This window comes from Aeromonas sp. A04 (assembly GCF_047780465.1).
Classification (GTDB): domain Bacteria; phylum Pseudomonadota; class Gammaproteobacteria; order Enterobacterales; family Aeromonadaceae; genus Aeromonas; species Aeromonas bestiarum.
Window position 1 is genome coordinate 418,547 of record NZ_JBLNHP010000002.1, and the last position, 21,065, is coordinate 439,611.

The following is a 21,065-nucleotide window of genomic DNA, read 5'->3' on the forward strand; positions in this document are numbered from 1 at the left end:
TCATGCTCAACTGCGAATCACCTGAGCCGTGCTTCGCTCTGTTTTCTGAAGGCGCTGGGGGTCAGGCCGGCGATGCGGGAAAACTCGCGATTAAAGTTGGATTTGGTCTGAAAGCCTGCATTCATCAATATGTGGGTAATGGTCTCATCCGTGGTGAGCAACGCCTGTTTTGCATGCTCGATACGATATTCATTGACCACTCTGGAGATGCTCTTCTGGTGTACCTGGTTGACCGCCATCGAGATTTGCTTGGCGGGAATACCCAGCTTGCGTGACAGCACTGCCAGGGTCAGATCCGGGTCAAGATAGCTGGCTTTTTCTCGCATCAATCTATCCACTCTTGCCACGATTTCGTCGGCCCGCTCTTGTGTCAATAATGACTCCGAACTTGGTGTCCTGGGAATCTCCGGTATTTGCGGCTGGGCAATATCTTCGACCGCGGGGGTATTGATGCTCACCATGATGACGGCAATTGCCAGCACGGGCAGCAGCACCAGGTGAGCGAGCGTCAAAATATAAAGGGAATATCCGCCCTGATTAACCGCAAAGTCGAGTGAGATAGCCGCATCTATCATGGCAGAGAACAACAGCATCCAGCCCGCCACCTGCTCCGCCCTTTTCACGGCTTCCCAATGGCTGAACGAGACCTGGATAAGCAGCGGCTCTTTGGCTGAGTAGCGTATCAGCGCGATGCCATAAAACAGATAAATGGCAGTAATGATCTCATCCAGTGGCAAGGCGAGAAAGGGGTGAGTGCAGAGACTGACGGCAACCAATATCGGTCCCGCAACATGGTGATAAGCGACCCTGTGGGTGTCGGTGGCTGCATGGGTAAAAATGAGCCAGGCGGCCACAGGGATCAGTGAGGCAAGTAGTGGCTGGGCTATGCTGAAGAGCGCAATATCGAATGTCCAGCGCAGCCCAACCAGCCCGGTGGTAGCCGCACAGAGCGCCAAAAACAGGCACGCCGCTTTTGCTTGGTCGGCCAATCGCACATACAGGATCACCGCCAGCAAGACCAGCAGCAAAGAGACAACAAAGGGTACGGGAATTGCGAGCATAACCGATCCGGATCCCAGTCATGGTGGTGAAAAGATAACGTCATGCCAGCATAACGATTTGCATCCAGGTAAAGAAGAATGTCGCGGACCAAGACGGGTTTTAGCACGTCCTAAAACCGGTTTCAGGACGTCTACCGCTGCGTTAGCCCCCAGGATGGGTGACCAAATAACGCTGGAGATAGCCTGAATGTGCTCTTTTTATTTACTCGCGTGGCGCCGCTATGCTGATTTTTCCGGTCGCTCCTCCAGAAAGGAGTTCTGGATGTTCATGCTGGTTCATGTGCTGGTTACCCTGATGTGCATCGCATTGGATGTGGGCATCAATGGTATGAGCGGCTTGGAGGTTGGTTATAGCGTGGTGAGCACTATCCCCATGGTCGCTGTCATGGTCCGCCGGCTGCACGATATTGATCGCTCGGGATGGTGGGGATGGATCTTTTTTGTCCCTGGCGTGGGTCCCTTTGCGTTGATCTATTTGCTTGCTCGGCAAGCTTGTTCAGGCCATCTATCCGTGAGGGAGGCATCATGAAACATTGCCTCTTGTTGCTCATGCTGATAAGTCCGGTCGCACTCGCTGACGCCGTCAATATTCACCCATTCCCCACGGGGGCGCAGGGTATATTGTCGGTAGAGCGTCTGACCCAGGGGAAACTGTTGTGGCTGCAGGGCCGGGTTGGTGAGGGAAGCTATACCCGTGTTGATGGCGAAGGGCGTCACTGTACCATCAGGGTGCCGGTTGCAGTGGGTCGTGTTGCGAATACCGGGTTGGGGATAGACGCTGTGGAGGGACTGTCAATCATTGTGATGAATAAACGGTTAAGCGAAGCCTTAATCAAGGGGGAGCGCATTAATAGCAACGAATGGCAGTTTGTTGCGCTGGCGGAACGTCGCGCCGCAGATGGTTACATAGTAAAAGGCATAGCGGCAGATGAAGGATTCGTGCTCAATTCAAAACGGCGCTGGATTTCCTGGCTATTGGATGAGGCGCCCATGCAGCATTGCCAGTAACCCCATAGTAAAACACCGCCTGTGGGCGGTGTTTTACTATGGGCCTTATTGGGCCAGGGATTTCAGTTGCTGCTTGTCCGGCGGGTTATTCCAGTCGATGGGACCGTGGGTGAAGCGGTACTGCAGGCGCGGCAGGCTGGTCTCCAGCCACTCTTCCCGAAAATAGGCATAGCCCTGATCCCAGTCAGGATCGTTCGCCCAGCCGGTTTGCAGGAAGTAGAGCCGGGTGCCCTGACCTTCCGGCACGAATCGCAGGCTGACCTGGGTCTTTTGCAGGCGAATATGGGGCAGGGAGGGCGGAAAATTCCAGCTGAAGCTGAGCAGGTCGTGGGGCATGACGGCCATCACCCGGCAGCCTTCGCTGCCACGTTCACCCAGTGGGGCATCGGGTCTGAAATAGATTTCGAACGGACCATTCGGTTCGGGCACCATCAGACATTCCGGCGCCAGGAAGCTGCGCAGGCCGCTCTCGGTTGTCCAGGCGCGCCAGACATCGTCGATATGGGCCGGAACAAAGATGTTACCTTCTATCTGCTTGTTATCCATAAATCAGCGAGCCTCAAACCATCCATACATGGGACTCAGGCAGTATAGCCCCACGGGCGATAAAATGGACAGAGGTGTGTCACATCCGTGCCATCCATCGGCCAGTCATACTGGCCTGGCAATTTGACATGATGTGGCGATCCATCGACAGTGGTGCCAGGTGATCATAGTGACGAGGAAGGCTTGATGATCAGAGTCATGCGAGAGACAGACACTCCCTACTTGGCGCAGTTGTTTCTGAAAGGGCGGCGTCAGACCTTTCACTGGGTCGATCCTTCCCACTTTCGGCTGGAGGATTTCGACGAACAGACCCGGGGTGAGCAGATCTGGGTGGCCGAACAGGGCGGTGCCCCCTGCGGGTTTGTCTCCATCTGGGGGGATGAGAGCTTCGTGCATCATCTCTATGTGTCGGCCGACTGGCATGGTCAGGGGCTGGGGCGAGCCCTGCTTGCCCAGGGATTGGCGGCGTTCCAGAAACCGGCCTCGCTCAAGGTGGCGACCCATAACACGGCTGCCCTGGCCTTCTATCATCGCCTAGGCTGGCAGAACACGGAGGAGACGGGTCACTGCGAGATCACCGGCCCCTGGCGTCGACTCAGCCTCGAATAGTGCTCGTCAGCGGCAGGTAAAAATGAGGATGACGAATGTCAGGGGCCATGGGCCCCTGACGACAATATATAGCGCCAATCGTCTACCTTGAGTCTCGTGTGGGTGGCATGGGTTTTAACAGCCGTGGCCAATTGTAAAAATAGCTGACGCAAGTGTGATGAGAAATATAGCTTGGCGGTCCATGCCTATTTGCCAGGCCGGTATGGGGGAATTGTGCCGAGCGTGATCAGCTGGCCTTGCGCAATGACCAATGGGTGAATAAAGTTGCTGACATATTCAGCCAATAGTTTTTTGTTAAGAAAGTGACAGCAGCTATAAAATCATTATGTTGTTATCAGACAGGCATGCTATTCTCAAGCTGTGTTATCCCTGTGACAAACAAAAATAATTCTGTGAGGAAGTAATGAACGAGTTTCTGAAAGTTCTGCTGAACATTCGCAGCCTGCGCGCTGCCATCCGTGAATTGCCGTTTGAACAGCTGCAAGAAGCAAAAGAAAAGTTTGAGCTGGTATATAACGAGCGTGCCGAGTCCGTTGAACAAGAGCGTGCCGAACAGGAAGAGCGTCAGCGCAAGCTGAGCGAGTTCACTGAAATGCTGCAGCAAGCCGGTATCGACCCGCGCGAGCTGATCAACAGCGCCGCTGCTCCGGCCGCCGCTGCTGGCGCGACCAAGAGCAAGCGTGCTCCGCGTCCTGCCAAGTACAAGTACCAGGAAGACGGCCAGGAGAAGACCTGGACCGGTCAGGGCCGTATGCCGAAAGCCATTGCCGAGCAAGTTGCGCTGGGCAAGGATCTGAATGATTTCCTGATCTGATCCATTGGATCTGTCATGAATGATGCCGCCCGCGAGGCGGCATTATTATTTGTGCTCACCGAAACTCTCTCCTGTCAATTCCCCACTCATTTTGTACCACCCCGTTTGTCGTCGTATGACGCATCGGTTCAGTCCATGTGTTTGCCTCCTTTATTGGCCGATTAATTGTGATCCGTCTGCATCTGAGTGGTGATGTTGCGCTCTATTTTATTGCAGCGCGCTTGTCGACCACTCGTGAGAGACAATCTGTTGGACTCATATAGCCCGGTGCATATTCTTCTCTGTCATTCCCCAGAAAATTAGGGGGCATTAAGCTGCCTGCAAGCAAGCCGCGCTTCTTTTTTACTCATTGGGGTTGTCTGTGCCATTAAGCCAGCTGTTTTGCAGTTTTATCTGGCGCAGCATAATGGGGCGCCGCTATACCGTTGTTTATCATGGCGGGGGATATTTTCTTTATCCGCTGCGGACTCGGATATCCAGAATGTTCAACCTGAACGGATCACCCGGGTCGTGCGGGCGTGGCGAGGAGGCGGTCGGTATTGCAAGGGGGAGAGACAGGGGTAATCAGGCTCCCGCGGGGGGAGCCTTCCCGGGTTCAACTGGCCAGCTGGGCATCCCAGATCGCCTTGTCAGGCTGGACCTTGACGCTGTGCTGGCGGCGGGCCTCCACGGCATCGGCCAGCATGGCGAGCAGGGTCTGGGTATCGTCCCAGCACAGGCAGGCGTCGGTGACCGACTGGCCGTAGGCGAGCTGGTTCAAGGGCGCAGGCTTCTGGCTGCCCCCTTGCAGGAAGCTTTCGACCATGACGGCGGCGATGGCGTCGCTGCCTTCTCCCAGTTGACGACAGAGCTCCCCTGCCACCCGGATCTGGTTCTTGTGCAGCTTCTGGCTGTTGCCGTGGCTGCAGTCCACCATCAGGCGGTGGCTGAGCCCCTGCCGCGTCAGTCGTTCGGCGGCATCCTCCACGTCGCTCTGGTGGTAATTGGGGCGCGTACCACCGCGCAATATGATGTGGCCGGCCGGGTTGCCTTCGCTCTTGATCACCACAATGCCGCCCTGACTGCCCGGCGCGGTGAACAGGTGGGAGGCTTCACTGGCCTGGATGGCATCGATGGCCACCCGGATATTGCCGTCCGTGCCGTTCTTGAAGCCGACGGGGCAGGGCAGGGCCGAGGCCAGCTGCCGGTGCACCTGGGACTCGGTGGTACGGGCGCCTATCGCTCCCCAGCTGATGAGATCGGCCAGATAGAGGAAGCTGGTGGTATCGAGAAACTCGGTGGCGGTGGCCAGCCCCAGCCGGTTGATGTCGAGCAGCAGCTGGCGCGCCAGCCGCAGGCCATGGCCTATGTCGTTGCTGCCGTCCAGATGGGGGTCGAACACCAGTCCCTTCCAGCCGACCGTGGTGCGGGGCTTCTCGAAGTAGGTGCGCATCACTATCTGCAATCTGTCTTGATAGGCGTCGGCAAGTCGCGCCAGCCGCTGGGCGTAATCGAGGGCGGCGAGCGGATCATGGATGGAGCAGGGGCCTATCACCACCAGCAGACGATCGTCCTCTCCCGTCAGGATCTGGCGAACCTGCTGGCGATGGTGCGCGATCAGCGCCGTGGTCGGGGCGGGACAGGGATGAAGTGCCAACAGGTCGGCAGGAGTGGGGAGAGCCTCCACCGCGAAGGCGCGCATTACCGAGTTCAAAACTGCCATCTGGATTACCTTGCTGTGCAAACGGGAGTGAATGACGTGCGCGCCACGCCCGACCCCTGAGGTCATGGCGAGGGTGCTGCAATGGGGCATCATCACTGTTTATTGTTGAGAGTGATTATCATTATCTTGTTGTCTGTCTCAAATGCAAGCACAACCGAGCGGATCACCAGAATGGGGGGAGAGGGGCAAAAACGGGGGAGGGCAGATAGCCATCAAGCCCATGACCGACAGGCCATGAGCTTGATAATGGGAGGAAAAATATGGGGGATCAGCTGTCCATCACGTCGTGACGGGCGTGGTGATAGGCCTCTTCATCCTTGCCTTGACGCCAGTAGGGCACGGCGTAGACGCGCGTGCGATCCACCTCCAGGGTGCGCCTGACGTGACGGCGCAAGGGCACTACCAGCCCCTCTTCGCCGCCGAACCAGAAGTAGCTCGCCTGCTCCTGCATCGGCAGGGCGGTGAAATATGCCACCAGCGGTTCGGTCTGTTCGGGGGTGCCGATAAACCAGCGCAGGCTGACGCCGGCCGGCAGCGACAGATCCTGCACATCTTCCTGATAGGGCACCAGCAGGGCGATATGGCCCTGGGCGTCGGCGGGCATCACCTCCGCCATGGCGCTGATGGCGGGCAGGGAAGTGAGATCCCCCGCCATGTAGTAGTGCCGGGCGGGTTGCAGCATGGGATCCGGGCCGCCCGGGCCCGAGATGGCCAGCAGATCGCCGGGTTGGGCCTCAAGGGCAAAGCGGCTGGCGGGGCCGGCATCGCCGTGCAGGGCGAAGTCGATGTCCAGCTCCAGCGCCTCGCGGCGAAACGCCCGTATGGTGAAGGTGCGCATGATGGGGCGCTGGCTCGGGTCTTCCCAGCGCGGCCCTTGCGGGGTGGGCGTGGGCAGCACGGCATGGGCCTGGCCTGGCTGGGGCAGCATGATCTTGATATGGGCGCCGCCGCAGGTGAAGGGGTAGTCAGCGAGTTCCGGGCTGGTCAGGCAGACTCGGCGCAGGTGCGGGCTCACATCCCGGATGTGTTTGACCGTGAGCAGACGAGGACGATTGACCGGGGCGGGCTGAGACATATGGATACTCCTGACTGATAATGGCGCCCATTTTTCATTAAATGAAAACTATTATCAATTGCTTTGTGTGGCAGTCCGTCAGGAAGGGGGCATGAAAAGGGGAGAAAAACGCCGCCTCTCATGGCATGAGTGGCGGCGTCGCCAGGGCTTGGGTTAGCTGCGATCGCTTCCCCCCAGCGCCTTGTAGATCCTGGCCATGGTGTTGAGCTGCTCCTTCTGCTGACCGAGCAGGGCGAGCTCGGCATCCCACAGCAGGTTCTGCTCATCCAGCCAGGCCTGCACTCCGGTGGCACCGGCCTGGAAACGGGCCTTGGCCAGCCGCTCCGCCTCTTTGGCAAACGCCAGCTGCTCGGCCAGATAGCTCAGGCGCTGCTCGCCATGATGGCGGGCGGCCAGGCCATCTTCCACCTCCACCAGGGCTGTGTAGAGCTGCTTGCGAAACTCGGCCTCGGCGATCTGGTAGTCAAGCTCTGAGCCCGCGATGGAGAGCCGGGTCTTGTTGTATTCGAGGAAGGGCAGCGCCAGGGTGGCGCCCAGGGTGCCGACCGGGTTTTGCAGCACCTGGGTCAGGGTATCCGAGCTGGTGCTTGCCCCGCCGGTGAGGCTGAGGGTGGGGTAGAAACCTGTGCGGATCTCGTCCCCTTTCGCCAGTGTCTTGCGCAGCCGCAGCTCAGCGGCGCGCACGTCGGGGCGCCGCGCCAGCACATCTGCCGGTATGCCGACCGCCAGCGATGGCGCGGGCGTCGTCGTCAGTGCGCTCGGGGCAAATGGCAGCGGACCACTGCTGCGACCGAGCAAGAGGCGCAGGGCATTGCGGGCCTGTTCCTGCTGCATCAGGAGCGAGCTGAGTTCCGCCTGCTTGCCCGCCTTCTGCTGGCTGGCCTGCACCAGATCGAGCCGGGTGACGGCGCCGGCCTGGTATTTGGCCTGGGTCAGCTGTTCTGCGCGGGCATAGTTGGCCAGTTGCCGCTCACCCAGGCTGACGGCCGAGCCGAGATAGGCCAGTTGCCAGTACTGCTCCAGCGCCTTGCCGATCAGCATCAGACGGGTGGCCGCCAGATCCTGGGCGGAAGCCTGGGCTTCCCAGCTCGCCTGATCCCGCGCCGAGGCGAGCCGGCCCCACAGATCTACCTCGTAGCCGAGGGTCAGGGAGGGGCCCATGCTGCCGCTGGCCTTGCCACTCTTCAGATCCTTGGTGCCGTTGGCACCCAGGCTGGCGTTGACCGAGGGGGTCAGGTTGGTATCGGCGAGATCCGCGCCCAGCAGTGCGCTTCTGAGCCTCAGTCCGGCGACCTGCATGTCGGGGTTGGCGGCCAGCACGGCCGCCACCAGCTGATCCAGCGCCGGATCATGAAACCCTTGCCACCAGAGGCCGGCTTGCTGCCGGGTGAGACCGTCATCTGGCTGCTGCCAGCTCGGGGCCAGCGCCAGATCTTGTCTGTGATAGCTGCTCTGCTGGCTGCAGGCGCTCATGCCTGCGGCAAGGGCGAGGCAGAGCCCCAGTCTGGATAAGTTGTGCATCGTCATTCCCTCGCCAGCGCCTCGACCGGATCGAGCCGGGCGGCATTGCGGGCGGGCAGGTAACCAAACAGGATCCCGATGAGCGAGGAGCAGCCAAACGCCATCAGGATGGAAAAGAGCGAGAACTGCATCTGTATGCTCTCCACGAACAGGGAGAAGAGCAGGCCGATGAGCAGGGAGACGCCGACCCCGAGCATGCCGCCGAGCAGGCTCACCATCACCGCCTCGATCAGAAACTGCTGCAAGATGTCGGACTGGCGGGCACCGACCGCGATGCGGATCCCGATTTCACGGGTGCGCTCCACCACCGAGACCAGCATTATGTTCATCACCCCGACCCCGCCGACGATGAGGGAGATCACCGCGATGGCGGAGACCAGCAGCGTCATGGTGGCCGTGGTCTTCTCCACCGATTTTATGATGCTGTCGCTGCTGAAGGTGAAGAAGTCCTTCACCCCGTGGCGCTGGGTCAGCAGCTCGATGGCGGCCTGTTCGGCAAGGGAGGGTTGCACCCCGTCCTTGACCCGTATGGTGAGCTGGCTGAAGTGGTTCTGGGAGATGAGGCGGCTCATCACGGCGCTGTAGGGCAGCCAGACATTGACCGACTGGCTGCTGCGGCCAAACCCCGTCTCCTCTTCCACCACGCCTATGATGCGCACCGGCAGGGTGCCAACCAGTACCACCTGGCCGACGGGATCTTCCTCGCCGAGCAGGCTCTTTATGGTCTTGCCATCCACCACGGCCACCGCGGCCCGGTTCTGGATGTCGCGCTCGTCAAACAGGCGGCCACTGGTGAGCTTCATCCCCTTGACCCGGAAGAAGTCGCTGCCGACTCCCACTATGCTGCCGCTGCTGGTCTTGTTGCGATAACGCAGCTGACCCGACGAGGCAATCTGGGGGCTGGCCCCTTCCAGATAAGGCTGGCCGAGCAGGGCATCGAGATCCCGCTTGTTGAGGGTCTGGATGCTGGCAGCCTTCTCGTCTCCCCAATCCTTGCCGGGGAAGATATCGATGGTGTTGGTGCCCATGGCGTTGATCTGATCGATCACCTTGGCACGGGCGCCCTGACCGAGCGCAACCACGCTCACCACGGCGGCTATGCCGATGATGATGCCGAGCATGGTGAGGAAGGTGCGCATGCGGTGGGCCAGCATGGCGTGCAGCGCCATGCGCCCCGCCTCGCGATAGCGATCCCAGTCGTTGCCACCGGCCCTGGCGGTGGGTGGGGCGGGCTGAAGGGGGGCTGTGGCCGTGGCCGGTTTGCCGCTGTCTTCCAACACCCGGCCATCGCGCAGCGTGATGATGCGATCCGCGTGGCTGGCCACCGCCATGTCGTGGGTCACCAGTATGATGGTGTGGCCCTGGGCGTGCAGCTCCTTGAGGATGGCCATCACCTCCTTGCCGCTTTGGCTGTCGAGGGCGCCGGTGGGTTCATCCGCCAGGATCACCTCGCCGCCGTTGGCCAGCGCCCGGGCGATACTGACCCTCTGCTGCTGGCCGCCGGAGAGCTGGCCCGGGGTGTGATGGCTGCGATCGCTCAAGCCCAGCCGTGCCAGCAGGGCTTGGGAGCGCGCCTGCCGTTCGGGACGGGAGGCGCCGGCATAGACGGCCGGGATCTCCACGTTGGCGGCGGCATTGAGGTGCGGCAGCAGGTGGTAGCGCTGAAAGATGAAGCCAAAGTGGTGGCAGCGTAACCGGGCCAGGGAGAGGGCGTCCAGGGTGGCTGTGTCCTGGCCCCGGAACAGGTACTGGCCCGCGCTTGGACGATCGAGGCAGCCGAGCAGGTTCATCAGGGTGGATTTGCCGGAGCCGGAGGCGCCGACGATGGCGATCATCTCCCCCGCCTCTATGGTCAGATCCAGCGGATGCAGGACGGTAACCTCCTGCTCCCCGCTCTGATAGCGTCGCTCTATGCCCTTGAGCTGGATCAGCGGCTCGCTCACAGCATTATCTCCATGTCACCGTCGCTGACTGGCTTGCCCTGGCCCAGAGTGACTTTCTCCTGCTCGCTCAGGCCGCTGACCACCTCCACCTTGATGTCATCCTTCATGCCGGTCTTGATGCGGCGCGTCTCCTTCTGATCGTCATCCTTGAGCAGGGTGACCTCGTACTCGTTTTCACCCAGCTTCTTGCCAAGAGCCGTCTGTGGAATGGTCAGCACCTGCTTGCGCTCGCCGAGCACTATGGTGACTTGCGTGGTCATGGCGACCCGCAGGGTGTGATCCGGGTTGGGAACGTCGAACAGGGCGTAGTAGTAGACGGCGGCATTGCTGGTGGCCGTGGTGTTGGTGGCCTGCTCGTTGATGTTGGTGGGGGCCAGCTCGACCGTGCGCAGGGTGCCGTGATAGCGGGTGTCTGCATCCCCCATCAGGGTGAAATAGACCGGCATGCCGGCCTTGACCCGGGTGACATCCGCCTCGGAGATCTGCGCCTTCACCGTCATTGTCTCCAGGTTGGCGAGCTTGAGCAGGGTCGGTACCGTCTGGCTGGCGGCCAGGGTCTGGCCCTGGCGGGTCACTATGCTGACGACTGTGCCATCCATGGGGGCCAGGATGCGGTTATAGCCCAGCTCCGTCTTGGTGCGATCCACCTTGATCAGCGCATTCTCGATCTCGGCCTGGGCGCTCTGCAGCTCGGCCCGGGTGACCGCCAGCTGGGCTTCGGCGCTCTCCAGATCGGCGCGGGAGCTGGCTTCCTGTTTGAACATCTGCTGCTGGCGACGCCAGGCCAGCTCGTTTTGCTTGAGCTGTGCCTGCTTGATCTTGAGCTGGGCGCGGCGACTGGCGAGATCCGCCTCGGCGGTCTTGAGGTTGTTCTGGGCGAGCAGCGGGTCTATCTCGGCCAGCAGCTCCCCCTGCTTGACGTTCTGTCCGGCCTCGACCGCCAGATAGGTCACCTGACCCGAGACCTGGGCACCCACATCCACCTGCTCTATGGCCTGCAGGACGCCGCTGGCCAGCACAGTCTGCTCCACATCCTGACGAGTCACTGGCGCGCTCAGCACGGGCTCGGGGGCCTTGTTCGGCCAGGCCAGCCAGGAGATGGCAGCCAGCGGGAGCAGGATGAGCAGGGCGAATTTTCGCTGCTTGGGGGTTATGTTCATTTATCACCTGAAAGAAACGAACGAAGGCGTGCAAGGGCAATATCCTGCAGCAAACGAGGCTTAAAAAACAGCGATGAATATGTAAGGAAACATGTAGATAGCCTTGTCATTACCGGCCTTGCCTGCCGTCAGGACAGTGGCTGGGCGGCGGCTTGGATGGACAGGGTGGCGAGGTGCGAGGGCGTGCGGCGAGAGGGAGTAACGTGAGGCGATGCCGTGTTGGCAAGCGGCGCCCACCCGTGGGGTGGGCGCCAGGCAGATCAGCCGACGGCCTTGAGCTGTTCGGCGTAGGGTTCGTGGCAGATCTGGATATCGATCGGCAGCTTGTAGATGAGCAGGCGGGCCAGTGACCCTTCCATCCAGTGGTGGCGGCTGCCCACCAGCAACAGATCCGCCGGGTGCGCGTCCAGCCAGCGCTTCAGATCCGGTACCACGTCATCGACCACCAGACACTGGTAATCCACCGGGTGCTGCAGGGTGGTGATGAGCTCGCTGATGATGGCCTTGGCATCCAGGGTGCCTTGGGCACTGCGTTCCTCCTCGGACAGTGACAGGCTCTTGCGGCGCATCTTGCTGCTGTGGGTCAGGTGCAGCAGGGTCAATTCACCGCCCATTCCCTGTACCAACCGGCTTGCTTTGGCCAGTGTCTCCTGCTCGTAATCCTTGCCTTCCAGCAACAGCACAATATGGGTTGAGGTCATAAGCAGTTCTCCTTGGCATGGCGCGGGGCACCGGGGACAAATTGTCTGTCCCCTACCACTGTGTTCCCGCTATGTGTCGCATAGAACGAACCGGTTTCGCGCGTCTGGCGTCACTCTTTGTCGGTGATGGATCGCAAAGCCATGTTCGTTCACATCATCATAACAGACTGAGTTGAATGGAAAATGAAGGGAACCCTGCTTTTTGATGGTTCATTGGTCTGTTGGCAGTGAAAAACCTGACAGGGCAGCATGTTTGCGCTGTGGATGGGCGCCAAAAACCAGGATCCTGTGGTTTGGCATCGATGAGATTACGGGGGAGCGGTTTGGGGTGTGGGGGTGGCAAGAGTGGGCGACGAAGAGTGGAGAGGGAGCCGGCCCTGGGCCGGCCCCCTCTGCACTGAACTCAAGCCGGGTCTGAGGAGAGATACTGGGTCAGCCAGGGCAGCCCCTCTTTCTTGCGGCTGACGGCGCCGGCCAGATGAGTCGGCTGCTCGGGCAGTATGCCCTTGCTGGCGAAGTAGAGCAGGCTGCCGCCCTTGGCCAGATCGGTCAGCATCAGCACATAGGCATCCAGCTCATCTTGCTCCAGCCGGTCTTGCATGGCCTGCGCCAGCTCGGCCTGGCGGGTGTGGATCTGCGCCGGATCCATCACGCAGATCTGGCTGACATAGAGCTTGTAACCGGCGATCTGGTACGCCTTCTCGTCGGCGACGAGCAGCTCTGTCATAGGGGAGTCACCGAGCTGGGTACGCCGCTCCAGCAGGGTCTGGGCAAAGGGCTCCAGCGCCAGATCGGCCAGGGGCAGCAGCGCATTGACGGCGGCGCGGTCACGGGCCGTGGTGGTCGGCGAGGTGAGGCTGAAGGTGTCGCTGATGATGGCCCCTAGCAGCAGGCGAGCCTGGGTGCGGGAGAGGGTGTGATAGCCCATCAGTTCCAGCAGGACGGTGGCGCTGCAACCCACGGCCCGGATCCAGGCATCGAGCGGGCCCCGGGTGATGAGTGTACCTATCCTGTGGTGATCTATCAGCCCCTGCACGTCGGCCTCGGCCAGCCCCTCGGGCCCCTGTTCCAGCTCGCTGAAATCCACCAGAAACACAGATTTATTGGCCACGCTGCCCTGCAGCAGGGGCGGGGCATCGACCCCGGCAGTTTCCAGAATGAAGCGGGTTTCGGCTATGGGCTCACCCAGGGCATAGGCCTGGGCCTGCCGGCCCTGGCGATTGAGCCAGTCGGCGGTGACCAGGGCGGTACAGATGCTGTCGCTATCGGGGTTCTTGTGGCCAAACACATGGAGCATAAAGACATTCCTGACGTTGGAGGCTAGCCTGGCCGAGATCGCGATTATGCAGATCGGGCAGGGGGCGCGAAATAAGATGGCTAAACGGAGTGAGGGCTTGCCCCCCAGTCTGGTTTCACTCTATGCAGCTGTGCTACTTCTGGCAACCAGGCTGATCCGCTAGTCCCTTGTAGTCCCCTGTCGTGTGGGTGGGCGGAGCCGGTCATGGCGAGCACCTTGTTGCAGACCCAGACCCAGACCCAGACCCAGACCCAGACCCAGACCCAGACCCAGACCCAGACCCAGACCCAGACCCAGACCCAGACCCAGACCCAGACCCAGGCTCAGATCCTGCCCCAGGAACTTGGCTGCGGCTCAGGTGTTGTCCTGTCTACCGCTGGCGCCAGTGCCGGATCCGGGTCAGGGAGGCTGCTCTGATATTGGTTGGCCAGCCAGAGGAGGGGATTGTGGGAGAGGAAAAGAGCATAAGGCAATGAGGGGAGAGCAATAAAAAAGGAGAGCCCAACCCTGCGGGTCTGGCGCTCCCTTTTACTGCCTGCCTGGAGATGCTTGCTCAGGAGGCCAGCAGCTCGCGGGCGTTGGCCAGGGTATTGTCCGTGATATGGTCGCCGCCCAGCAAACGAGCCAGCTCCTTGAGGCGGGCTCCCTGATCCAGCGCCTGCATCTGGGTCTCAGTTGTCTTGCCGTCCGTGTGCTTGCTCACCACCATGTGCTGGTGGCCCTTGCCTGCCACCTGTGGCAGGTGAGTCACCACCATGACCTGAGTGGATTCACCGAGCTGGCGCAGCAGACGACCCACCACGGCGGCGGTGGGGCCGCTGATCCCCACGTCCACCTCATCGAAAATCAGGGTCGGGGTCGAGACCTTGCGGGCGCTGATCACCACTATGGCGAGGCTGATCCGTGACAGTTCACCGCCGGAGGCCACCTTGCCGAGCGGCTGGATCGGTTGCCCCGGGTTGGTGGTGACCATAAATTCCACCCGATCGATACCGAGTGGCGACAGGCTGCTCTGGGCATCCGGTCGCACCTCTATGGCGAAGCGACCGTCCGGCATTGCCAGCTCGTGCATGCTGGCGGTCACCTTGGTGCCTAGCTCCTGGGCGTAACGCTGACGGCTCTGGCTCAGGGCCTCGGCGGCCTGCACGAAGGCGAGGCGGGCCTCGGCCAGCTCATCTTCCATGCCCTCGAGGCGCTCTTCATCGGAGTTGAGGCGGGCGAGATCACTGGCCAGATCCTGATGATGCAGGGCCAGCTCGGCCGGTTTGACATGGTGCTTGCGGGCCAGATTGATGGCTTTGGAGAGGCGGGCCTCCAGTTCGTTGAAGCGCTCGGGATCCAGTTCAAGCCGATCCAGATAGCTGCGCAGCTCGCTGTGGCTCTCCTGCACGCCTATCATCGCCTCGTTCAGCATCTCCAGCACAGGGGTGAGGCGGCTGTCCATGCCCACCAGACCCTCGGCCTTGTCGACGGCGACCTGCAACAGGCCGGCGATGGTGGTCTCTTCGTTGTCATAGAGCAGATCGAGACAGGCGCCGCACTCCTGCATCAGCTCGGTGCCGTTGGCGAGCCGCTGATGTTCCTCTTCGATCGCCTCGAACTCTCCCGGTTGCAGCGCGAATTCGTCCAGCTCCTGTACCTGATATTCGATGAGCTGGCGGCGGGCCTCCCGCTGTTGCTGTTCGGCCTTGAGGCGATTGAGCTCGTTTTGCAGCTGGCGCCACAGCTGATAATGCTGGCGCACTTCGTCCAGCAGCAGGTGATGGCCGGCATAGCCATCCAGCAAGCTGAGCTGGTAGTCGGGTTTGAGCAGGAGCTGGTGGGCGTGCTGGCCGTGGACGTTGACCAGCAGTTGACCCAGGTTCTTGAGTTGGGTCAGGGGGACGGGCACCCCGTTGATGTAGCTGCGGGAGCGCCCCTCGGCGGAGAGCACCCGCCGCACTATGCATTCGCCTTCGTTGTCCAGCTCGTTGGCGGCGAGCCAGGCGCGGGCGGCCGGGTTGCCGTCCAGCAGGAAACGGGCGCTGACCTCTGTCTTGTCGCTATCGGGGCGCACCATGCTGGCTTCGGCCCGCTCGCCGAGGCAGAGGCCGAGCGCGTCTATGGCGATGGATTTACCGGCACCCGTCTCACCCGTGATGCAGGTCATGCCGGGTTGCAGATCGAGTTCGAGAAACTTGACGATGGCGAAGTTGTTGACGGTCAGCTGGGTCAGCATGGTCTCATCCTGTATGGGCCAACATTACTGTGTATGCATCCAGTATATACTGGTTTTACATACAGTAAAGAGTCGGCCCGCAACAGGATGGACAAGGAAGGGTTGAAAAGCGGCTTAGAACAGCTTGCTGCCCCAGCCGAGCTTGTTGCGCAGCACGTGGAAGTAGCTGTAGTCGAGCGGGTGCACCAGGTGCAGCTTGTGGCTGCTCTTCTTGATGAGGATCTCGTCACCCGGGTGCACCGCCAGGGTGACCTGACCGTCGCAGCTCACCTGCATGGCGTCATCCTGGTTGTCCGGCGAGACCAGCAGCCGCACCTCGCTGTCCGCATCCAGCACTATGGGGCGGCTGCTGAGGGTGTGCGGAAACATGGGCACCAGTGTGATGGCGTTGAGCTTGGGGGTGAGGATGGCGCCGCCCGCCGACAATGAGTAGGCGGTGGAGCCGGTCGGGGTGGCGACTATGATGCCGTCCGAGCGCTGGCTGTACATGAAACTGCCATCGATATAGACCTCGAACTCGATCATGTGGGCTATCTTGCCGGGGTGCAGCACGGCCTCGTTCACCGCCAGGTTGCTCGATTTGCGCTCCCCATGGCGATAGACGGCGGCCTCCAGCAGGAAGCGGTGTTCACTCTTGTAGTGGCCTGAGAGCACCTGTTCCAGCGGCAGCAGGTAATCCTGCGGCGACAGGTCGGTCAAAAAGCCGAGATTGCCCCGGTTGACGCCGATCACCGCCACATCGAACCGTGACAGCACCCGGGCCGCCCCCAGCATGTTGCCGTCGCCGCCGACGACGATGGCCAGATCCGCCTGCTCACCGAGCTGGACCAGATCCATCACGTTCTCATCCATGATGCCGAGGGTGTGGGCCACCCGGCTCTCCACCAGCACCCGAAAACCTCGGGTAGTGAGATATTGATGCAGACCGGTCAGGGTCTGGTTGGCCCCTTCGTGGTGGGGTTTGCCAATCAGGGCAATGGTTTTGAACGGAGAATCCATATGCTGTCGGGTCTGGGATGAGTATTGGGGGGAGTATACCGCGCTTTGTGGGGGATTTGTCTGCTGCCGGCGTCTACTGGTGGGCATAGCGCCATGAAAAGTGGCAATTTGGCCGTTGGCTCGGCTCATTGGCGACGATAGCGCCCTTTTCCCCTTGAAAGCCGGGGCTGCGTCCCCATAATAGCGCCATTACAGGGTCTGTTACCGACTTGTCTCGCACCCGAACGTCAACAGACCCTAACAAGCAACCCTGAAATTGGAGATGTCATGAACCACGAAGAACAAAAGGTTGAAGCGATGGAGCAAGTGGAAGTCCAGCCAGTCGAGCCGACCGATGTAGACAGTGAAGTGACAGCCGAGCAGGCCCGCATTGCCGAGCTGGAGGCCCAACTGGACGCCGCCCGGCTGGCGTCCAATGAAGAGCGCGAGCGTGCCATTCGTGCCGTCGCCGAGATGGAAAACCTGCGTCGCCGCGCCGCCCAGGACGTGGAGAAGGCTCACAAGTTTGCGCTGGAGAAATTCGCCGCCGAACTGCTGCCGGTACTGGACAACCTGGAGCGCGCCATCGAGCTGGCGGACAAAGAGAACGATGCCCTCAAGCCCATGATCGAAGGGGTCGAGCTGACCCTCAAATCCATGCAGAGCTCGGTGGGCAAGTTTGGTCTGAATCCGCTGGATCCGCTCAATCAGCCGTTCGATCCCAACGCCCATCAGGCGATGAGCATGATCGAAAATGGCGAGCTGGCACCGAACACAGTCATCGCCGTGATGCAGAAGGGCTACGAGCTCAACGGTCGGGTGATCCGTCCGGCCATGGTGATGGTCTCCAAGGCGCCGGCCTGAGAGTCATCGCTGTGCTGAGCCCGCCGCTCGGCGGGCTTTTTATTGATAGCGGCGCCATTCTGCGTATTCAGTGGCGCCATTTGGCAAGCATTCAGCCGTAAACAGGGCAAGAATGCGCGGTTTTTTGAGGGCGGGGCTTGAAGCGACAACTTGAGACCCCATATAGGTTGCAAGGCCGCGGCGGCACAAAAATTTTGATGCCGGGAGCTTGAAAGCCACTCTGGCTGCCCCCACCTAGCCGTTAACGCATTAAGGCGAGTTCCTCGCCAGTTTATTCAAAGTATTTGGAGATTCGTCAAATGGGTAAAATCATCGGTATTGACCTGGGTACTACCAACTCCTGCGTCGCTATTCTGGATGGCGACACCGCTCGCGTGATCGAGAACGCAGAAGGCGATCGTACTACTCCGTCCATCATTGCCTATGCCGATGATGGCGAGATCCTGGTTGGTCAGCCGGCCAAGCGTCAGGCCATCACCAACCCGAAGAACACCCTGTTCGCCATCAAGCGTCTGATCGGTCGCCGTTTCGAAGATGAAGAAGTGCAGCGTGACCTGAAGATCATGCCGTACGCCATCGCCAAGGCTGACAACGGCGATGCCTGGGTTGAAGTGAAGGGCAAGAAAATGGCACCGCCGCAGATCTCTGCCGAAGTGCTCAAAAAAATGAAGAAGACCGCCGAGGATTACCTGGGCGAGCCGGTGACCGAAGCCGTCATCACAGTACCGGCCTACTTCAACGATGCCCAGCGTCAGGCTACCAAGGATGCCGGTCGCATCGCGGGTCTGGATGTAAAACGCATCATCAACGAACCGACAGCAGCTGCTTTCGCTTACGGCGTGAACAAGGTCAAGGGCGAGCGCAAGGTTGCCGTGTATGACCTGGGTGGCGGTACTTTCGATATCTCCATCATCGAGATCGACGAAGTCGAAGGGGAAACAACCTTCGAAGTACTGGCGACCAACGGCAACACCCACCTGGGTGGTGAAGACTTCGACAACCGTGTCATCAACTATCTGGTAGACGAGTTCAAGCGTGAGCAGGGCATCGACCTGCGCAACGACCAGCTGGCCCTGCAGCGTCTGAAAGATGCCGCCGAGAAAGCCAAGATCGAGCTCTCTTCCGCCCAGCAGACCGACGTGAACCTGCCGTACATCACTGCAGATGCCACAGGTCCGAAACACATGAACATCAAGGTGACCCGCGCCAAGCTGGAATCCCTGGTGGAAGACATGGTGAAAGACTCGCTCGAGCCGGTCCGTACCGCCCTGAAAGACTCTGGTCTGGCCGTTGGCGAGATCGACGACGTCATCCTGGTAGGCGGTCAGACCCGCATGCCTATGGTGCAGAAGACTGTTGCCGAGTTCTTTGGCAAAGAGCCGCGCAAAGACGTCAACCCGGACGAAGCCGTGGCCATGGGTGCTGCCATCCAGGGTGCCGTACTGTCCGGTGACAAGACCGACGTACTGCTGCTGGATGTGACTCCGCTCTCTCTGGGTATTGAAACCATGGGCAGCGTGATGACGGCGCTGATCGAGAAGAACACCACCATCCCGACCAAGAAGTCCCAGGTGTTCTCCACCGCCGAAGACAACCAGTCTGCCGTGACCATTCACGTGCTGCAGGGTGAGCGCAAGCGCGCCAGCGACAACAAGTCCCTGGGCCAGTTCAACCTGGAAGGCATCCGTCCGGCTCAGCGTGGCCTGCCGCAGATTGAAGTGACCTTCGACATCGATGCCAACGGCATCCTGCACGTCTCTGCCAAAGACAAGGAGACCAACAAGGAGCAGAAGATCACCATCCAGGCTTCCTCCGGTCTGTCTGATGAAGAGATCGAACGCATGGTACGCGAGGCGGAAGCCAACGCGGCCGAAGACAAGAAGTTTGAAGAGCTGGTGCAGACCCGCAACCAGGCTGACGGTCTGGTCCACTCGGTCCGCAAGCAGGTAGCCGAAGCCGGTGAAGCCCTGCCTGCCGACGACAAGACCAAGATCGAAACCGCATTGAGCGAGCTGGAAGCCGTCATCAAGGGTGACGACAAGGCGGTCATCGAAGCCAAGCAACAGGCGCTGATGGAAGCCTCCCAGAAGCTGATGGAGATTGCCCAGCAGCAAGCCCAGGCTCAGGGCGCTGGCGCCGATGCCGGTCAGTCCTCTTCTTCCACCAAGGCTGACGACGACGTGGTCGATGCCGAGTTCGAAGAAGTGAAAGACGACAAGAAATAAGCCACACCCAGATGGGCAGAGTCCGCTCTGCCCATCGGCTTGAACGATGAATTTACGGGCGTTGGGTGACCAACGCCCGTCTGCATAACTGTTTACGTAGCAACAGGATCAGTATGTCAAAGCGCGATTTCTATGAAGTGCTCGGGGTATCGAAAGATGCCGACGAGCGCGAGATCAAGAAGGCGTACAAGCGTCTGGCGATGAAGTTTCACCCGGATCGCAACCAGGGTGATGCCGCCTCCGAAGAGAAGTTCAAAGAGGTCAAGGAAGCCTATGAGGTCCTGACCGATGCCAACTTGCGCGCCCGTTATGACCAGTACGGTCATGCCGGCGTGGATCAGAGCCAGGGTGGCGGTGGCCACGGTGGCTTTGGCGGCGGAGCCGATTTCGGTGATGCGTTCGGCGACATCTTTGGCGACATCTTTGGCGGTCGCAACGGCGGCGGTCGTCGTGGTCCGGCCCGGGGTTCCGACCTGCGCTACACCATGGAGCTGACCCTGGAAGAAGCGGTGCGCGGCGTCTCCAAGGAGATCAAGGTGCCGACCCTGGTCCACTGCGAGGTCTGCAACGGCTCCGGCGCCCACACCGGCAGCAGCGCCCAGACCTGCCCGACCTGCCACGGTGCCGGTCAGGTGCAGATGCGTCAGGGCTTCTTCGCGGTGCAGCAAGCCTGTCCGCACTGCCACGGTCGCGGCAAGATCATCAAGGATCCGTGCCGCAAGTGCCATGGCGAGGGTCGCTACCAGAAGACCAAGACACTGTCGGTGAAAATTCCGGCGGGCGTCGATACCGGCGATCGCATCCGTCTCTCCGGCGAAGGGGAAGCGGGGGAAGCCGGGGCTCCGGCCGGGGATCTCTACGTACAGGTGCACGTCAAGGAGCACGAAATCTTCGTGCGTGACGGCAACAACCTCTACTGCGAAGTGCCCATCAGCTTCACCGCCGCCGCACTCGGTGGCGAGATCGAAGTGCCGACCCTGGATGGCCGCGTCAAGCTCAAGGTCACTCCCGAGACCCAGACCGGCAAGATGTTCCGCATGCGGGGCAAGGGCGTCAAGTCCGTGCGCTCCGGCCAGGTGGGGGATCTGATGTGCAAGGTGGTGGTCGAGACCCCGGTCAAGCTGACCGAGTCCCAGAAAGAGCTGCTGCGCCAGCTGGACGAGTCGTTCAGCGGTGCCGCCGCCAAGACCCACAAGCCGAGATCGGAAGGCTTCTTCGAAGGGGTGAAACGCTTCTTCGACGACCTGACCCGCTGATGGCAGCCGGTCCGGCACCAAGATAGAAAGAGGGAGGCATGATGCCTCCCTCTTTTTTTTGTCGTCTTGATCCGAGCGCTATCGCGA

At 60.6% G+C, this 21,065-nt stretch carries 19 protein-coding genes; 8 read left to right on the top strand and 11 right to left on the bottom strand.

Annotation, left to right across the window (positions count from 1 at the left end; genetic code table 11):
- Nucleotides 1-17 precede the first annotated feature (17 nt).
- Nucleotides 18-1,061: a helix-turn-helix domain-containing protein gene (locus tag ACM3N8_RS09670; RefSeq protein WP_416016028.1), complete on the bottom strand. Its 1,044-nt coding sequence runs from the start codon at nucleotides 1,059-1,061 to the stop codon at nucleotides 18-20.
- Nucleotides 1,062-1,248: 187 nt separating this feature from the next.
- Between ACM3N8_RS09670 and ACM3N8_RS09675 the strand changes: the two genes are divergently transcribed.
- On the top strand, nucleotides 1,249-1,590 hold the full coding sequence (locus ACM3N8_RS09675) for a DUF805 domain-containing protein (protein WP_416016029.1): 342 nt from the start codon (nucleotides 1,249-1,251) through the stop codon (nucleotides 1,588-1,590).
- Nucleotides 1,587-2,069 (top strand): hypothetical protein, encoded by a 483-nt coding sequence (locus tag ACM3N8_RS09680; protein WP_416016030.1) that lies wholly within the window; start codon nucleotides 1,587-1,589, stop codon nucleotides 2,067-2,069. The genes ACM3N8_RS09675 and ACM3N8_RS09680 overlap by 4 nt, the downstream gene beginning before the upstream one ends.
- A 45-nt stretch (nucleotides 2,070-2,114) precedes the next feature.
- On the opposite strand, the gene ACM3N8_RS09685 is transcribed toward ACM3N8_RS09680, so the two are convergent.
- A complete protein-coding gene (locus ACM3N8_RS09685) occupies nucleotides 2,115-2,615 on the bottom strand; it encodes an SRPBCC family protein (protein ID WP_011706794.1) in 501 nt (166 codons plus the stop codon).
- A gap of 186 nt (nucleotides 2,616-2,801) precedes the next feature.
- On the opposite strand from ACM3N8_RS09685, the gene ACM3N8_RS09690 reads away from it, so the two are divergent.
- Both ACM3N8_RS09690 and ACM3N8_RS09695 read left to right on the top strand, forming a co-directional pair.
- Entirely contained in the window at nucleotides 2,802-3,224 is a 423-nt protein-coding gene (locus ACM3N8_RS09690) for a GNAT family N-acetyltransferase (RefSeq protein WP_043556796.1), read from the top strand.
- A 403-nt stretch (nucleotides 3,225-3,627) separates the two neighbouring features.
- Entirely contained in the window at nucleotides 3,628-4,038 is a 411-nt protein-coding gene (locus ACM3N8_RS09695; RefSeq protein WP_043134332.1) for an H-NS family nucleoid-associated regulatory protein, read from the top strand.
- A 595-nt stretch (nucleotides 4,039-4,633) separates the two neighbouring features.
- Here the strand turns inward: ACM3N8_RS09695 and ACM3N8_RS09700 are convergent.
- The 7 genes from ACM3N8_RS09700 to ACM3N8_RS09730 form a co-directional block, all read right to left on the bottom strand.
- Complete coding sequence (locus ACM3N8_RS09700; RefSeq protein ID WP_290017648.1) at nucleotides 4,634-5,740, bottom strand: 3-deoxy-7-phosphoheptulonate synthase; 1,107 nt, start codon at nucleotides 5,738-5,740, stop codon at nucleotides 4,634-4,636.
- Between the two features lie 268 nt (nucleotides 5,741-6,008).
- Nucleotides 6,009-6,815: a siderophore-interacting protein gene (locus ACM3N8_RS09705; protein ID WP_043134329.1), complete on the bottom strand. Its 807-nt coding sequence runs from the start codon at nucleotides 6,813-6,815 to the stop codon at nucleotides 6,009-6,011.
- A gap of 153 nt (nucleotides 6,816-6,968) precedes the next feature.
- Complete coding sequence (locus ACM3N8_RS09710; RefSeq protein WP_416016031.1) at nucleotides 6,969-8,342, bottom strand: efflux transporter outer membrane subunit; 1,374 nt, start codon at nucleotides 8,340-8,342, stop codon at nucleotides 6,969-6,971.
- Nucleotides 8,339-10,279 (bottom strand): MacB family efflux pump subunit, encoded by a 1,941-nt coding sequence (locus ACM3N8_RS09715; protein ID WP_416016032.1) that lies wholly within the window; start codon nucleotides 10,277-10,279, stop codon nucleotides 8,339-8,341. The genes ACM3N8_RS09710 and ACM3N8_RS09715 overlap by 4 nt, the downstream gene beginning before the upstream one ends.
- On the bottom strand, nucleotides 10,276-11,439 hold the full coding sequence (locus ACM3N8_RS09720; protein WP_416016033.1) for an efflux RND transporter periplasmic adaptor subunit: 1,164 nt from the start codon (nucleotides 11,437-11,439) through the stop codon (nucleotides 10,276-10,278). Before ACM3N8_RS09720 ends, ACM3N8_RS09715 begins: the two co-directional genes overlap by 4 nt.
- A gap of 260 nt (nucleotides 11,440-11,699) precedes the next feature.
- The gene (locus ACM3N8_RS09725) at nucleotides 11,700-12,140 is read right to left on the bottom strand and encodes a universal stress protein (RefSeq protein WP_043134323.1); all 441 of its coding nucleotides are present in this window, start codon (nucleotides 12,138-12,140) and stop codon (nucleotides 11,700-11,702) included.
- A gap of 403 nt (nucleotides 12,141-12,543) precedes the next feature.
- Nucleotides 12,544-13,437: a DHHA2 domain-containing protein gene (locus ACM3N8_RS09730; RefSeq protein WP_416016034.1), complete on the bottom strand. Its 894-nt coding sequence runs from the start codon at nucleotides 13,435-13,437 to the stop codon at nucleotides 12,544-12,546.
- A 204-nt stretch (nucleotides 13,438-13,641) separates the two neighbouring features.
- Between ACM3N8_RS09730 and ACM3N8_RS09735 the strand changes: the two genes are divergently transcribed.
- The gene (locus ACM3N8_RS09735; RefSeq protein ID WP_416016035.1) at nucleotides 13,642-13,854 is read left to right on the top strand and encodes a hypothetical protein; all 213 of its coding nucleotides are present in this window, start codon (nucleotides 13,642-13,644) and stop codon (nucleotides 13,852-13,854) included.
- A gap of 136 nt (nucleotides 13,855-13,990) precedes the next feature.
- On the opposite strand, the gene recN is transcribed toward ACM3N8_RS09735, so the two are convergent.
- Together recN and nadK are read right to left on the bottom strand one after the other, a co-directional pair.
- Nucleotides 13,991-15,655 carry a DNA repair protein RecN gene (gene recN / locus ACM3N8_RS09740; protein WP_098983297.1) on the bottom strand — a complete coding sequence of 555 codons (1,665 nt, stop codon included), beginning with the start codon at nucleotides 15,653-15,655 and terminating at the stop codon, nucleotides 13,991-13,993.
- A 114-nt stretch (nucleotides 15,656-15,769) separates the two neighbouring features.
- On the bottom strand, nucleotides 15,770-16,654 hold the full coding sequence (nadK, locus tag ACM3N8_RS09745) for an NAD(+) kinase (protein ID WP_042871168.1): 885 nt from the start codon (nucleotides 16,652-16,654) through the stop codon (nucleotides 15,770-15,772).
- Nucleotides 16,655-16,921: 267 nt separating this feature from the next.
- Here nadK and grpE point away from each other — a divergent pair, with 267 nt between their 5' ends.
- The 3 genes from grpE to dnaJ all read left to right on the top strand — a co-directional run bounded on the left by grpE (nucleotide 16,922) and on the right by dnaJ (nucleotide 20,978).
- Nucleotides 16,922-17,497, top strand: a complete 576-nt coding sequence (gene grpE, locus ACM3N8_RS09750; protein WP_043556786.1) for a nucleotide exchange factor GrpE — start codon at nucleotides 16,922-16,924, stop codon at nucleotides 17,495-17,497.
- A gap of 299 nt (nucleotides 17,498-17,796) precedes the next feature.
- A complete protein-coding gene (dnaK, locus tag ACM3N8_RS09755; protein WP_290017638.1) occupies nucleotides 17,797-19,722 on the top strand; it encodes a molecular chaperone DnaK in 1,926 nt (641 codons plus the stop codon).
- Between the two features lie 113 nt (nucleotides 19,723-19,835).
- Nucleotides 19,836-20,978: a molecular chaperone DnaJ gene (gene dnaJ, locus ACM3N8_RS09760; protein ID WP_042871174.1), complete on the top strand. Its 1,143-nt coding sequence runs from the start codon at nucleotides 19,836-19,838 to the stop codon at nucleotides 20,976-20,978.
- The last annotated feature ends 87 nt before the right edge of the window (nucleotides 20,979-21,065 follow it).

Bases quoted from the DNA above. Each gene is read 5' to 3' on its own strand.
- ACM3N8_RS09670 (WP_416016028.1), bottom strand. From the start codon at position 1,061: ATGCTCGCAATTCCCGTACCCTTTGTTGTCTCTTTGCTGCTGGTCTTG.
- ACM3N8_RS09675 (WP_416016029.1), top strand. From the start codon at position 1,249: ATGTGCTCTTTTTATTTACTCGCGTGGCGCCGCTATGCTGATTTTTCC.
- ACM3N8_RS09680 (WP_416016030.1), top strand. From the start codon at position 1,587: ATGAAACATTGCCTCTTGTTGCTCATGCTGATAAGTCCGGTCGCACTC.
- ACM3N8_RS09685 (WP_011706794.1), bottom strand. From the start codon at position 2,615: ATGGATAACAAGCAGATAGAAGGTAACATCTTTGTTCCGGCCCATATC.
- ACM3N8_RS09690 (WP_043556796.1), top strand. From the start codon at position 2,802: ATGATCAGAGTCATGCGAGAGACAGACACTCCCTACTTGGCGCAGTTG.
- ACM3N8_RS09695 (WP_043134332.1), top strand. From the start codon at position 3,628: ATGAACGAGTTTCTGAAAGTTCTGCTGAACATTCGCAGCCTGCGCGCT.
- ACM3N8_RS09700 (WP_290017648.1), bottom strand. From the start codon at position 5,740: ATGGCAGTTTTGAACTCGGTAATGCGCGCCTTCGCGGTGGAGGCTCTC.
- ACM3N8_RS09705 (WP_043134329.1), bottom strand. From the start codon at position 6,815: ATGTCTCAGCCCGCCCCGGTCAATCGTCCTCGTCTGCTCACGGTCAAA.
- ACM3N8_RS09710 (WP_416016031.1), bottom strand. From the start codon at position 8,342: ATGACGATGCACAACTTATCCAGACTGGGGCTCTGCCTCGCCCTTGCC.
- ACM3N8_RS09720 (WP_416016033.1), bottom strand. From the start codon at position 11,439: ATGAACATAACCCCCAAGCAGCGAAAATTCGCCCTGCTCATCCTGCTC.
- ACM3N8_RS09725 (WP_043134323.1), bottom strand. From the start codon at position 12,140: ATGACCTCAACCCATATTGTGCTGTTGCTGGAAGGCAAGGATTACGAG.
- ACM3N8_RS09730 (WP_416016034.1), bottom strand. From the start codon at position 13,437: ATGCTCCATGTGTTTGGCCACAAGAACCCCGATAGCGACAGCATCTGT.
- ACM3N8_RS09735 (WP_416016035.1), top strand. From the start codon at position 13,642: ATGGCGAGCACCTTGTTGCAGACCCAGACCCAGACCCAGACCCAGACC.
- recN (WP_098983297.1), bottom strand. From the start codon at position 15,655: ATGCTGACCCAGCTGACCGTCAACAACTTCGCCATCGTCAAGTTTCTC.
- nadK (WP_042871168.1), bottom strand. From the start codon at position 16,654: ATGGATTCTCCGTTCAAAACCATTGCCCTGATTGGCAAACCCCACCAC.
- grpE (WP_043556786.1), top strand. From the start codon at position 16,922: ATGAACCACGAAGAACAAAAGGTTGAAGCGATGGAGCAAGTGGAAGTC.
- dnaK (WP_290017638.1), top strand. From the start codon at position 17,797: ATGGGTAAAATCATCGGTATTGACCTGGGTACTACCAACTCCTGCGTC.
- dnaJ (WP_042871174.1), top strand. From the start codon at position 19,836: ATGTCAAAGCGCGATTTCTATGAAGTGCTCGGGGTATCGAAAGATGCC.